Origin of the sequence: Parasphingomonas puruogangriensis (assembly GCF_036663635.1) — a bacterium.
Classification (GTDB): domain Bacteria; phylum Pseudomonadota; class Alphaproteobacteria; order Sphingomonadales; family Sphingomonadaceae; genus Sphingomonas.
In genome coordinates this window covers 339,862-352,241 of record NZ_JAXOJI010000001.1, presented here as the reverse complement: position 1 = coordinate 352,241, position 12,380 = coordinate 339,862, and the positions used below count along the sequence as shown (strand labels likewise).

Annotated in this window: 16 protein-coding genes and 1 tRNA gene; 10 read left to right on the top strand and 7 right to left on the bottom strand. The window is 65.5% G+C overall.

The features are described from left to right. Positions 1 to 57 precede the first annotated feature (57 nt). Complete coding sequence (locus tag U1739_RS01775; protein ID WP_332703380.1) at positions 58 to 297, bottom strand: helix-turn-helix domain-containing protein; 240 nt, start codon at positions 295 to 297, stop codon at positions 58 to 60. Positions 298 to 466: 169 nt separating this feature from the next. Between U1739_RS01775 and U1739_RS01770 the strand changes: the two genes are divergently transcribed. The 7 genes from U1739_RS01770 to U1739_RS01740 all read left to right on the top strand — a co-directional run bounded on the left by U1739_RS01770 (position 467) and on the right by U1739_RS01740 (position 3,445). After that, the gene (locus tag U1739_RS01770; protein ID WP_332703378.1) at positions 467 to 859 is read left to right on the top strand and encodes a hypothetical protein; all 393 of its coding nucleotides are present in this window, start codon (positions 467 to 469) and stop codon (positions 857 to 859) included. Then, positions 856 to 1,539, top strand: a complete 684-nt coding sequence (locus U1739_RS01765) for a hypothetical protein (protein WP_332703376.1) — start codon at positions 856 to 858, stop codon at positions 1,537 to 1,539. The genes U1739_RS01770 and U1739_RS01765 overlap by 4 nt, the downstream gene beginning before the upstream one ends. Before the next feature lie 3 nt (positions 1,540 to 1,542). Beyond that, the gene (locus U1739_RS01760) at positions 1,543 to 1,782 is read left to right on the top strand and encodes a hypothetical protein (protein WP_332703374.1); all 240 of its coding nucleotides are present in this window, start codon (positions 1,543 to 1,545) and stop codon (positions 1,780 to 1,782) included. Positions 1,783 to 1,785: 3 nt separating this feature from the next. Next, on the top strand, positions 1,786 to 2,163 hold the full coding sequence (locus U1739_RS01755; RefSeq protein ID WP_332703372.1) for a hypothetical protein: 378 nt from the start codon (positions 1,786 to 1,788) through the stop codon (positions 2,161 to 2,163). Then, positions 2,160 to 2,375 (top strand): hypothetical protein, encoded by a 216-nt coding sequence (locus tag U1739_RS01750; RefSeq protein ID WP_332703370.1) that lies wholly within the window; start codon positions 2,160 to 2,162, stop codon positions 2,373 to 2,375. Before U1739_RS01755 ends, U1739_RS01750 begins: the two co-directional genes overlap by 4 nt. 2 nt (positions 2,376 to 2,377) lie before the next feature. Further along, positions 2,378 to 2,593, top strand: coding sequence for a hypothetical protein (locus U1739_RS01745; protein ID WP_332703368.1), 216 nt, complete (start codon positions 2,378 to 2,380; stop codon positions 2,591 to 2,593). A 384-nt stretch (positions 2,594 to 2,977) separates the two neighbouring features. Further along, positions 2,978 to 3,445 carry a hypothetical protein gene (locus tag U1739_RS01740; RefSeq protein WP_332703366.1) on the top strand — a complete coding sequence of 156 codons (468 nt, stop codon included), beginning with the start codon at positions 2,978 to 2,980 and terminating at the stop codon, positions 3,443 to 3,445. A 15-nt stretch (positions 3,446 to 3,460) separates the two neighbouring features. On the opposite strand, the gene U1739_RS01735 is transcribed toward U1739_RS01740, so the two are convergent. Beyond that, a complete protein-coding gene (locus U1739_RS01735) occupies positions 3,461 to 4,822 on the bottom strand; it encodes a hypothetical protein (protein ID WP_332703364.1) in 1,362 nt (453 codons plus the stop codon). Positions 4,823 to 4,997: 175 nt separating this feature from the next. On the opposite strand from U1739_RS01735, the gene U1739_RS01730 reads away from it, so the two are divergent. Continuing rightward, entirely contained in the window at positions 4,998 to 5,582 is a 585-nt protein-coding gene (locus tag U1739_RS01730; RefSeq protein WP_332703362.1) for a hypothetical protein, read from the top strand. A gap of 49 nt (positions 5,583 to 5,631) precedes the next feature. Here the strand turns inward: U1739_RS01730 and U1739_RS01725 are convergent, their stop codons facing one another. Both U1739_RS01725 and U1739_RS01720 read right to left on the bottom strand, forming a co-directional pair. Then, positions 5,632 to 6,648, bottom strand: coding sequence for a plasmid recombination protein (locus tag U1739_RS01725; RefSeq protein WP_332703360.1), 1,017 nt, complete (start codon positions 6,646 to 6,648; stop codon positions 5,632 to 5,634). A 266-nt stretch (positions 6,649 to 6,914) separates the two neighbouring features. After that, positions 6,915 to 6,991, bottom strand: a tRNA-Arg gene (locus U1739_RS01720). Between the two features lie 80 nt (positions 6,992 to 7,071). On the opposite strand from U1739_RS01720, the gene U1739_RS01715 reads away from it, so the two are divergent. Continuing rightward, the gene (locus tag U1739_RS01715; RefSeq protein WP_332703358.1) at positions 7,072 to 7,602 is read left to right on the top strand and encodes a hypothetical protein; all 531 of its coding nucleotides are present in this window, start codon (positions 7,072 to 7,074) and stop codon (positions 7,600 to 7,602) included. Here the strand turns inward: U1739_RS01715 and U1739_RS01710 are convergent. The 3 genes from U1739_RS01710 to hemB all read right to left on the bottom strand — a co-directional run bounded on the left by U1739_RS01710 (position 7,599) and on the right by hemB (position 11,419). Beyond that, positions 7,599 to 9,821 carry a spermidine synthase gene (locus tag U1739_RS01710; RefSeq protein WP_332704835.1) on the bottom strand — a complete coding sequence of 741 codons (2,223 nt, stop codon included), beginning with the start codon at positions 9,819 to 9,821 and terminating at the stop codon, positions 7,599 to 7,601. The two genes, U1739_RS01715 and U1739_RS01710, sit on opposite strands and share 4 nt — an antisense overlap. A gap of 70 nt (positions 9,822 to 9,891) precedes the next feature. Further along, entirely contained in the window at positions 9,892 to 10,434 is a 543-nt protein-coding gene (locus U1739_RS01705; protein ID WP_332703356.1) for a GNAT family N-acetyltransferase, read from the bottom strand. Next, on the bottom strand, positions 10,427 to 11,419 hold the full coding sequence (gene hemB / locus U1739_RS01700) for a porphobilinogen synthase (protein ID WP_332704833.1): 993 nt from the start codon (positions 11,417 to 11,419) through the stop codon (positions 10,427 to 10,429). The genes U1739_RS01705 and hemB overlap by 8 nt, the downstream gene beginning before the upstream one ends. A 78-nt stretch (positions 11,420 to 11,497) precedes the next feature. Between hemB and U1739_RS01695 the strand changes: the two genes are divergently transcribed. Beyond that, entirely contained in the window at positions 11,498 to 12,379 is an 882-nt protein-coding gene (locus U1739_RS01695; RefSeq protein ID WP_332703354.1) for a diacylglycerol/lipid kinase family protein, read from the top strand. The last annotated feature ends 1 nt before the right edge of the window (position 12,380 follow it).

The following is a 12,380-nucleotide window of genomic DNA, read 5'->3' as shown; positions in this document are numbered from 1 at the left end:
GATGTGGGGGTCAGCAATGGTCGTCCAATGAAAGAGGGAGATAATCAGTTGGCGCCGCTAGCCGCGAAGCCTCACCCCTGCCCCGCCGTCCTGCGACGCGGCGCCCTCCCCGATGAACTCGACACCGGCGGCTTCAAATGCTCGCTGCAGCGCATCCAGATTATTGCCGATCGGCACTGAGCGTCCAGCTTCGAAATTGCGCAGGGTCGACGTGCTGACACCGGCGGCGGCAGCGGCTTGTTCCTGACTGAGATTAGCAAGCCCTCGGGCCGCCCTGCATGTGGCTGGCGTCATCATGCTTAACACTGCCACGTTACCCATTTGCGTGCAAGCTAACGATATTCATTGACATGCTACAAATCATCAAGCATAACGATATTCGTTAGACCGCAAGGTTAACGAGCCGAGGAAAGGTTGCACCCTAACCCCGGCTCTCATCGCCAACCCTGTTGTGAGGGCCACGACTATGTATCTTGATACCACCGCTCCAGTCGCATTTCGACCCCGCGTCGAAGCCAGGGGGCGCACCGCCACCGTCGAATTCAACAGCGGCTTCGCGTCGCGCGGCATGCCCTGGGAATTGCGCTGCTACGGCTCGGGCAAGTCGACCAGCGGCTGCGGCATGCCCGGCCATTACCGGGACCAGGCGATGGCCCGTCGTAAGGCAGCCGGTTGGATCCAGACGGGCGTGGCTCCCGCCGATCAGCGCGACGACGCCGACCCGCTGCGGCCGGTCGAGCTTGTCACCGCCGTGGTGCAGGAACCCGACGCGCGGCTGATGGAGCTGTTGCTGACCGATCGCGCGCTGACGGCGGCCGAATGGGCTGAGCTTGCCGTATTCGAGGAGCTGGCAGCATGACGCGCCAATCCCCGAGCCGCCGTGCCGTCATGGGCGCCGCGCTTGCCGGCCCGGCTGTGTTGGCAGGCATTGCCATTCCTGCCGCCGCTGCTGCCAAGGCAATCAGCCCCGGGTTGGCCGCGCTTATCGAAGCTCACCGTCAGGCTAACGCTACACTCGACCGCTGGTATGCCGAAGTGTTCAATCCGGCCGTCGACGCTCACACTGCCGCGACCATGGCGCACCGCGCGAAGGTTGCGGCTATTCCGCACATCGTGGAACGGACCGTTGACCAAGGAGGACGGGTTCTCGTCCTACATTCCAAGCATCGTGACCACCGCGCCATCGCCGATGGCTACGTCGCTACAGAAAGCCGGTTCGCTAAGGTCGATTGCATCCGCGGGAAGCATTGGGATGAGGCCGTAGCGGCTTGCGGGCGCTTCATCGCCGCCGACGACGAGCGAAACGCCAAGATCGCAGCCCTTGGTGACGAGCCGCGGGATAGGGTCAGCACGGAAGTCGAGAACGCGGCATATGCCCCAGTTTTGGCTGCCGGCAAGAAGATCGCCCAGTTTCACGCAACCACCGCGGCAGACCTGCAGGCGAAACTCGCCTGGATAGACAGCGACGACGGCATGGACGGCGAGGAACTGCTGCCGCTCGTCATCGCTGACGTCGCCCGCATCGTCGGGGAGGCTTGAGCCATGGCCGACACGACCCCCCACCGCGCCGCCGATCTGCTGCAAGACGGCGTATCGAACACGCTGGCAACGCTCTTCGCCATCAGCGCGAGCGACATGCTCAACACGCTGCCGGCAGACAATTACGCCAAGCTACAGCACGGCCACGCTTTGATGCTGCTCCACATGCTCGAAGATAACCTGCGCCGGATTCAGATCGAAGTCGATGCGATCGACGACGCCGCCATCGTGAAAGGAGCCTGAGCGATGTCCACCAAAGCAATCTCTCACGACGCTGTCCTTCTCGCGGACTGGCAAGGCAAGCAGGCCGCCCTCGCCGGCATTCTCGCCAACGGGTCTTATTTCAACGCGCAGGAGCATTCGCCCGACGTTGTCGCCACGCACGATGCGCTCGACCTCGCCGTGACGAAAGCTGTCGCGGCGACTTCGGCGGGCGCACTGGCGCAGGCTTGGGTCGCGTGGTGGTATACACATCAGCCGAACGACGAGCTTTGCCGGATGATCCAGCTGGCCGACTTCGACGGGCTGGCGGTCATCGCGGAAGCGCAAGAAATGGATTGGGAGGATTACGTCATGTTCTCCCTGATCCGCAGCTTGCGCGGCATGGCGGAGACGGCAGCATGAGCGCCCCGGCATTCGACCCCGCGGCCTGGCTACATGCGCTGGTCGCGATCGGCGGTGGCTATGCGCTCGCATCCGGCCGCAAGCTCTGGCTGGTCGTGCAGGACTGCTCGGCCGACGACCTGACCCCCGTCATGGCCCAGCTCATGGGGAAGCCCGAACGTGTCGAGGCTATCCGGGTGGCGATCGAGCAGCGCCAGAACGGGGAGGCGTGACGATGGCACAGGTCATCGATTTCCCTGACACGCCGCTCAATCGGCTACGCCGGCAGTTGAAGCGGTGCCATAACCACCGAATGCTCGTGCGCTGGACGATCGACTTCAAGGCAGCACGCGACAAGCTGGCCTATGATGACGCTATCGCGCTCATTACTCAGTCGACTGCAATTCACTATAAGATAAGCATGGCCACCCAAGCGAAGGGCATCGGGTGATGGTGCATCCTTCGACCGTCAGCAGGCGGCGCGTCGGCCGACCTGGGATTTGGCGTCGTCGAACACAACGGCGGTGGCTGCGTCCGGACGACATTGCTTCGGCCAATGCGCTGCTAGCGCTCATCCCCACTCTGCCCCGAGCAGCACTTGGCCGGCTCACCGCCCGAATGATCGACCGTATGGATGAGATCGACGGTGATTCCGACCTCGAAGATCTGCGCGAGGACTGGGAAGACAGTTACGACTGCGAACAGGAGGAAGCTTACGACTAGTCCCGCCCTACGGCCGGCGGCATCGCCCCAGCCCAAGCAGCACCAGCCCGTCGTTCGCAGGTCGCGGTCGGCGGGCTGGTCCCGTGTTCACCGGTTTCAGGACAGTCACGACGTGTCTGCGCAATACGGCGCGGACTGGTGGATCCCGATCTATCGGCAAGCCTTCCCGACGCTGATGTCGGCTGTCGCGATCGAGCAGGACGGCTGGGCCCAGCGGGCCGGTATTGACCGTCTGCTCACCCTGGCCTGCGGCCGCACCTTCACCGTGGACGAGAAGATCCGCACGCAGGATTGGCCTGATGTTCTGCTCGAGCGCTGGTCGGACGAAAAGCGGCAGATACCGGGGTGGGTGCAGAAGCCGCTCGCTTGTGACTTCATTGCGTATGCGTATGCGCCGGCGGCGACGTGCGTGTTGTTGCCGGTGCCCTCGCTCCAGCGTGCTTGGCGCCAGCATGGTCGACAGTGGATTGGGCTCTATGGAACGCGGCGGGCGGCGAACCATGGCTACACGTCGGTCAGCGTTCCTGTGCCGCGGGGAGTGCTGATGCAGGCGATCATTGAAGCGATGTTTGTGTCATGACCCGCCGCTGTGGCACTATTTGGGCTTGCGATCCGTCCGCTCGGCCTTCTCAGCCTCCTCCTCTAATTGGTCCGCCATCTCTTCCAATGCCTCGGCATCCCCGTTTGCGGCCTTTGACTCCGGCGGCGCCAGGGCGTCGAGGCGCACCGCCTCCGCCTCAAATCGGTGCGCTTCTGCGGTGGCACGAGCGGCTTCCGCCTCGGCTTGATCAAGGGCGACACCAATCTCGCGCAGCGCCTCAGAGCGTTGCGGGATCGGAACGGCGGGATCGAAGACGATCACTGTCGCCCCAGTCCGGCTTAGCGCGGTGCGGACCACCTCTGCCTGCGCCGGCGGCAAGGCAACGAAAAGGCGCGATCCTGCGAGGCGCCCGGCTGGCGCTGCCTTTGCGCTTTCGGTCAGCACGCGCGCCAGAGCTTCGGGAGCGGAGGGACTTGCGAAGGCGAGGTCGCTCTTTTCGTCCCACTCGGTAATAACCTCGCGGATGTCCCTGGCCCGGTCTGCGAACTTGGGTGCACCTGCCGCCGGGAGAATCCATACCGGATCGAATCCCCTTTGTGCACTGATCGGAGCAAGGCGCTTGACCGCTTGATAGAGATACCGGCTCCAATCAATCTCCTTCGCGCTTAACGGTGGATCAAGTGGGGAGATCAGTGCTGCGCGCCACGTTGCCTCCGCTGCCTTCGACCGGGCGGCGAGGGGCGCCGCGGCCGCCATCGCCTGATCCCATGCCGGGCCCGCGAGCGGCACAACCGCCCCTGTCGCAAGATCGATGGTAACGTCTACGAAGCCGCGCGGCGAACCGATCGAACCGCGGCCGCTCGGCACGACGACCTTCAGCACTACTTGCCGACCGTCGCGAGACAGCTCGTGCTCGCCGCCCCACCACATCGAACTCACGCTTGTTGGCAACGCTCGGACATAGTCCTCTGGCAGGATGTCGGCGAGCTTCATTGTCCGCACCACAGATCCATCGCCGCGATAGATCACCACCACGTTGTCGCCGAAACCGGCCGAGTGCCAATTGTCGAAGGTTACGACATGTCCGCCGCCGTTCGCCACCAAAGCATGCACCGGTGCCACCTCATTGACGAGCGGCCCTTCCCAGACCTTGGTCCAAGCCTGGCCGGAGCGCCGCTCTAGGATGCCGAGGGCGCGAGGTTCGCCGCCGCGGCGTTGGCCGGCGGGCTCTTTGCCTTCGACCTTGTCTGAAAAGTAGGCGAGTTGATTTTCGAGATCGCGGGGGACCACGGTCAGGCGCGTTGCCTTGTCGGACGAAAGGTAGCTCTTACGCTCTGCCGGCATCCAGCTGTCAGCAAATGCCGGCGAAGCGGCCAGCAGTGTAGCTGCGACCATCAGCCTGATAACCCATCCCATTATGCCGCCTTCCCCCTGTGACCGGGTCAACGTGCCGCAGCTGCGGTGCGCTGTCGAGGTTGCTCGCCAGCAAAACCAGCCGTTAGGGTGGAAGTGGGAGGCGCCGGCTGAACCGCGCGAAGTTATGAAATGGTGTCGACGCAAGCGCGGTCGACGCGTCGGCCGGAGAGCCGAAATGAAGAACCCAAGAAGATTGATCCGTGGCACCGCTTACATCCCGGTCCACGATCCAGCGCACCCAGACATCGGCTGGGGCGTCCTGCGCCGGCAGCTCGACGACACCACCAACAATCTCCCGGCATTCGTGCAGACCAAGCTGCAGCCCATGAAGCGTGACGCGGCAGGCGTAGCCTGGGAGCGATCGTGCTGGAGAGACGATGTGCTGTTGCCGCCTTCGGCTGTCGATGATCTCTACGATCCGCGGGTGCTATGCGAACGTTACGAAGAGTCGGCATTACCCGACCTCAAGAACCTGGCGCTCGTCATCACGCTCCGGCTGCACGGGCACGAGCCGATGCATGTTCATTGGGAGCGGGTCCGCAGCTTCGCGCATCGGCGCCTCTCGATCGAAAGGCGACTGGCGGTGATCCTGGTGGCTCACGTTCCCGCGCATGCCGGCAGCCGCGCCGCGAACCACATTCACCTCGTTGTCCCTGCGAGGGAGCTGACGCCTCAGGGCTTCGGGGCGGGGATTGGACGCTTAGCCAGCGACCGAGGCCTGCCCGAGATCGCTGGCCAATGGGCTGCTTGGGCGGGCTGACTTTGCCGGGTGCCGCAATCGATCGCTTGTGGCAGCCTTGACCCACTCATCAGCGCCCCCGGTTCACCCCACCTGACCGGACCGCAAGTGCCGTCGCGAGCCAATCGTCGTCCGCAGTCGCCGCCAACCTCGCCGCCTCCAGGCGATTTGCGGCGTGCCGGACGGGGTCCAACGCGGCGCTGCGGCTCGGCGCCGCAAGCACTTCCCGTCGCAGATCTTCCGCGAGTTGCAGCATACGCTTCAGTTCGCGGGTCCGCTTGAGTGCGCGCGCCTTCAGCGCCGCGGCCTCCGCGCCGGCGGCATCTACGGCCTGTCGTTGCGCCTCGAGGTCGGCCCGCTCACTCGCCAGGGCAGCCCGTTCGGCGTCGAGCTGCTCGCGAGAGGACATCAGGCGCCCGGCCTCAAACACGGCTCGCTGACGCGCTGCTTCAAGCATGGCCTCGTGTTCGCGGTTCGGCACATGACGTGCGCGTGACCGCTCCTGCCCTCGCTCTAGCTTCATAGCGGCGAAGAACGAAGCAAAGCGCGTCTGCTCGCGCGACATATCTCCGCGGCCGCCGACGACCCGCTTTGCCGACAGCCGCATCGAAGGGGTCTTATCCTTTCGCCGGTTGTCCGGCGCACACAGCAGCGGCACCACCACCACATGGAGGTGCGGCGTTGTCTCGTCCTTGTGGAGGACCACCGACACGATTTGCCCGCTGATCCCAAAGCGGCTCCTGAATGCCCGCATCGTGCAACCGATGAGCTCATTTATCTTAGCATGGTGTTCGTCGCGCTCGATCCCCTCGAACACCTTACGAGAGGCCGATACGATGAACTCGAGGGCCAGCACCTCGCCAGGGTTGGGCTCTACCTCATACCGCTGGAGCACTTCCCTGATCGCCGCCGCAACGTCAGCGCCACCGATGAGATACTGAGGCGGCACCTGCCGGTCGACGTGTGGGCAACTCATCTCGCGACTGTTGTGCCGGCGGACGTGATAGACATGCCCCCAAGTCTTGATGCGCTTAAAACGCATCGTCACGAATGCCCTCGCCTCAGTCGATCCTGTCACCGCCGCCATAACGCCCTCCCCCGATGGCATCATTGTGACGGGTGCATGCCGAGCGAATCAAGGGGGGGCCCTCGCATCTGGCAAACAATCCCGTATCGGTCTCACATACTAGATCGATACCGCCCCGCGCGGCCCGACCGCGGCGCCGACCAAAGACCGCTGGGAGCCCACCGCGCGCTCTCGGCTTTCACGCCGTGCTTACTGGGTGATTGCTAGACGCAAAAAAGCCGGATCATCTCTGACCCGGCTTTCGCCCGCAAACCCGCGGAAATAGTTGGTGCACCCAGAGCGATTCGAACGCCCGACCCTCAGATTCGTAGTCTGATGCTCTATCCAGCTGAGCTATGGGTGCGTGGAGGCAGTGTCCTAGGGGGGGTTTTCCGCGGGCGCAAGCGTTGCTTGTCGCTTTTTTGGCGCATAGAGCGATTGGCGATGACCAAATTCCGCTTTTCCGCTCGTTTGCTCGCCGGTGCGAGCCTGATCCTGCTCGGCCCTGCGATGCTGGGGGCCTGCGCGCAGACCGGCGCGACGCGCTTCCCGTCGCTCTTGCCCCGCCCGATCGAGAGTCGCAGCGATGCCGAACCGGTCGCACCGGTGGTGGTGGCCGAGCCGGATCCCGCGCTCGACGCGCAGATCGCCACGACCATGGCCGCGGTGGAAACCAGCACGCGCGACTTCGCAGCCGCGGCGGCACGCGCCGAGTCGGCCGCGCGGGCGGCACGCGGCGCGGCGGTGGGCAGCGATCGCTGGCTCGACGCGCAGACCGCTCTGGCCGATCTCGACGTGTTCCGCGCCGACAGCTCTGCCTTGGTCACCGGGCTCGACGATGCGCAGATCGCGCGCGCGGTGGACGGCAAGCCCCCCTATCCCGCGCTGGAGACGGCGCGCGCCGCCGCGCACGCCGCGCTGGACGCACAGACCGCGCGCATTACCGCAGTGCAGGCGTCGCTACCCGAGGCCTAACGCCAGCCCTTGAGCAGCGGCAGGATGGTCGAATAATCGTCGGTCCAGGCGGTAAAGTGGCGATAGCGCGGCACCGGCGCCCAGGCGGCGTCGCGCCGCTCGAGTACGGCGATGGTGGCGGGATCGCGCGACAAGGCCAGCCACAGTGAGGCGGTCTCCCCCCCGCGACGCTGGCCGCTCGGCTCATAGGCGAGCCGCGCGACGTGCCAGCCCCCTGCCGCCGCCGCCGCTGACACCACCGGCTGCAAATCGAGGAAGCGGTTGGAGATATGCACCAGCAGCACGCCGCGCGGCGAGAGCACGCGGGCATAGCTGGCGAACGCCTCAAGCGTCATCAGGTGCATCGGTACCGAATCGGACGAAAAGGCATCGAGCGCGAGCAGGTCCAGCGACGCGGTTGGTTCGGCAGCCAGATTGAGCCGCGCGTCGCCGATCACGATCGTCGGCTGCGGCAGGCAGCGGCTGAGGAAGCTGAACTGCCCGGTGTCGCGGGCGATGCGGGCGATCAGCGGGTCGATCTCGTAAAAGCGCCAGGCCTGCCCGGGGCGCGCATAACAGGCCAAGGTGCCGGTCCCCAGCCCGACCACCCCGACGCGGGCGTTCGGGCCGTAGAGTTCGGGTAGCGCCAGCATCGCCTGCCCCACGCCCGATTCGAGCGCGTAATAGGTCGTTGGCGTACGCTCGCGCGCGACGCTGCCGATCAACTGGCGGCCATGCACCGTCGTGCCATGGGCCAGTTCGCGCATTCTGGGGTAGTCGTTGATCGTATAGACGCCGAAATAGCTGCGCACGCGCGCCTCCGGCTTCAGGCTGATCTGGATCGAGCGATAACCGCCGAACAGGATCAGCGCGCTGGCCAGCACGATCACAAACGCTGCCCGCCGGCCCATCGCGACCAACCCGACGAGCAGGATCGCGGTGAACACCAAGGCTGGCATCGGCATGGGTTCGTCCGCCATGTGGCGTGTCTGGCCGATCACCACGACGACCAGCAGCGCCATCAGCAGCGCGATCGCCAGCGTCAGGAGGCGCGGCCGCTGTGGGGTGGCGTGCCACAGCCGCCGCACCGGATCGATCAGATAGTCTTGCGGCACCAGCGCGCCTGCGGCGAGGATCAGCAGCGGATATTCATAGGTCCAGTCGAACACCAACGGCGCGATCAATGCCGCGAACACGCCGCCCAGCACCCCGCCTACGGACATGGCCAGATAGAAACCGGTCAGTCGGTCGACCGCCGGGCGCAGGCGATACATCGCCGTGTGCAGTGCGACCGACACCATGAACAGCAGCACCAGCGCCAAGGCCGCATTGACGAACGGCTTTTCCGGCGTGCCGCCGACCATCACGCCGCCGAACAACAGGATCGTGATCGGTGCGATCTTGGTCAGCATATCCGCCAGGTCGCGGTTGCTGGCGAAAGCGATGGTGAAGCTCAGCAAATACAGGCCGAGCGGCAACACCCATAAGAGCGGCATCGCGACGATATCGGTGGTGATATAGGTCGAAGTCGCCAGCATCAGCCCGGACGGGACCAAGGCGAGCAGGATCCACAATGCCACGCGCGCGCGGGGTGGCGCGCGCGACGCGATCGGCTCCGTCACCGCCACGCCGGCGCGGCGCGGCAGCAGCACGGCGCAGGCCGCGACGAGCAGCACGACCAGGCCATAGCCGAGGCTCCACAGCACACTCTGCCCGCGGATCGCCAGATTGGGCTCGACCAGCAACGGATAGGCGATCAGCCCGGCGAAGCTGCCGAAATTGGACGCCGCGTATAGTGCATAGGGATCGCTGCCCTTGCTCTGGATGCTGAACCAGCGCTGCAGCAGCGGCGCCTGCGCGGAGATGGCGAAAAACAACGGCCCGATCGACGCACCGAGCAGCCACGGCACCCAGAGCGCCGGCTGTGCATCCGCCGGCAATTGCATCTGCATCAGCCCGAGCGGCAACCACGCCATGGCCAACACGAGCACGCCGACATGGACCATGGCTTGGGTGCGCGGCGCCAGCCGGCCCAGCCAATGCGCATAAGCGTATCCGCCGAGCAGCAGCGCTTGATAGACCAGCATTGCCGAATTCCACACGGCGGGGGCACCGCCCAGCCGCGGCAGCGCCATCCGCGCGACCATCGGCTGGACCAGAAACAGCAGGAACGACCCCGCCAGGATCGCCGCGACGAACAAGGGGCGGGCGAAACGGGGGGCGGGCGTGGCTGAAGCCATCAAGTCTATTCGATCCTGTCGCGGCGATGGAGGGGGAACGGCTGGCCCTGTACCGAGCGGTCGCGATCGATCACGCGGGACGATCGATCGCGTAGGTGACAGTCGGGCGCAGCGGATCACCAACAGCAAAAGCTGGGTGATCGAACTCCATGTCCGCCTCGCGCATCATCCCCAGCCGCGCCATCAGCTTTTGGCTCTTTACGTTGCGCGCTGCGGTAATCGCGACGATTCGCGCGGCGTCTTTATGTGCCCAACCCCAGGCGAGACTCGCGACCATCGCCTCATGGGCATAGCCCATGCCCCAATAAGGCACCGCCAGCATCCAGCCCGCCTCGACCGCGCCGGCGATCGGCGTGGCCTCGGCGCCGCGCTTGAGCCCGCAGAAGCCGGCAATGGCGCGGTCGACGCGGCGCTCGACCACCCAAAAACCCAGGCCTTCGTGGCGGTAGCTGTCGTGGCGGGCGAGCGTGGCGTCGCTATCCTCGGGAGTCTTGGCCCGGCCGAGATCGGCCATCACGCGAGGATCGGCCCACATTGCGTGCAGCGCCGCGCGGTCCGACGGCAGCGGCAGGCGCAGGATCAGCCGTTCGGTCTCGATGACCACCCTATCCACGCAGCAGCCGCGCGGCATGCGCCGCATGATAGGTCAGCACGCCCGAACAGCCGGCGCGCTTGAACGCCATCAGCGTCTCCAGCACCACGGCGTCGCGCTCAGCCGCGCCGGCCGCCACCGCAGCCTCGATCATGGCATATTCGCCCGACACTTGGTACGCGAATACAGGCACTTGGAACTCGGATTTCACGCGCAGGATGATGTCCAAATAGGGTAGCCCCGGCTTGACCATCACGCTGTCCGCCCCCTCGGCCAGATCGAGCGCAACCTCGCGCAACGCCTCCTCGGCATTGGCCGAATCCATCTGATAGGTCTTCTTGTCGCCCTTGAGCAGGCCGCGCGAACCGACCGCATCGCGGAACGGACCGTAAAAGCCGCTGGCATATTTGGCGGCATAGGACATGATCTGCACGTTGACATGGCTCGCGCCTTCCAGCGCGTCGCGGATCAGCCCGATGCGACCATCCATCATGTCCGACGGCGCGATGATGTCCGCCCCCGCCGCGGCCTGATTGAGCGCCTGCCGCACCAGCATGTCGGCCGTCGTGTCGTTCAGCACATAGCCGCTGTCGTCGAGCAGCCCGTCATGGCCGTGCGCGGTGTACGGATCGAGCGCGACATCGGTCAGCACGCCGACCTCGGGCACCGCATCCTTCAACGCGCGGATCGCCCGGCACATCAGGTTGTCGGGATTGAGCGCTTCCTCGCCCTCCGCCGTGCGCAGCTGCGGCGGGGTATTGGGGAACAAGGCGATGCAGGTAATGCCCAGATCGCGCGCTTCGCGGCCCCGCGCGACGATATTGTCGACCGACCAACGCGATACGCCGGGCAAGCTCGCGATCGGATCCTCGATCCCCCGCCCTTCGGTAATGAACAACGGCCAGATCAGATCGGCGGGGGTAAGCACGGTTTCGGCATGGAGCCGTCGGCTCCAGGCCGAGGCGCGGGTGCGGCGCAAGCGCAGCGCAGGATAGGATGCGGTCATGGCGCGTGTTTGCGGGATCGTCTTGAAGCGTGCAAGCGTTACGCGGAAGAACCGACCATCGGTCATCGAAGGAATAGCATGGCCGAAATTCGCTCCGCCGCGATGATCATCAACACCAAGTCACGCAAGGGCCAGGCGCAGTTCAAGACCGCGTGCCAGGCGATGAGCAGCCTGCCCTTCCCGGTCGATGCGCATGCCGTCCCCGATCCCGCCAAGCTCGAGGACGCCGTGCACCAGGCGTTGGCCAAGAAGCCCGATCTGGTGATCCTGGGCGGCGGCGACGGCACGGTCAGCGGGCTGGTCGATCTGCTCGTCGGCAAAGGCGTCATCCTTGGCGTGCTGCCGCTGGGCACCGCCAACAGCTTCGCCCGCACGCTGGGCATCCCGCTCGACATCGCCGGGGCGGTCGAGGTGCTCAAATCGGGTGCGCCCAAGCGCATCGATCTGGGCATGATCGACGGCGACTATTTCGCCAATTGCGCCGCCCTGGGCATTTCGCCGCAAATCGCCAAGACCATCCCGCACGGGCTCAAGAAAGTGCTCGGCAAGATCGGCTATCTCGGCTGGGCGGCGTGGCAGTTCGTCAGCTTCAAGCCGTTTACGCTGATCGTCGGCGAAGGCGACAGTGCGGAGCGGCTGCGCGTGGTCGAAGTGCGCATCTCCAACGGCCCGTATCATGGCGGTACCGAATTGGTGGATGCGGCATCGGTCGATTCGGGCGAAATCGTCGTGCAGGCGGTGGTCGGTCGCGCGCGCAGCCGGCTGGTCAAGAATTGGGCGGCGAGCTTCTTCCGGCTCGAGGCGCGGCACGAGGATACGCGCGACTTTCACGGCAAGTCGCTGCGCATCGCGACCGAGCCGCCGATGCCGATCTCGATCGACGGCGAAGTGCTGGCGAGGACGCCGGTGACGGCAAAGGTGGCAGCGGGCGTGATCGAGGTGATGGCGCCCCGGGACTGAC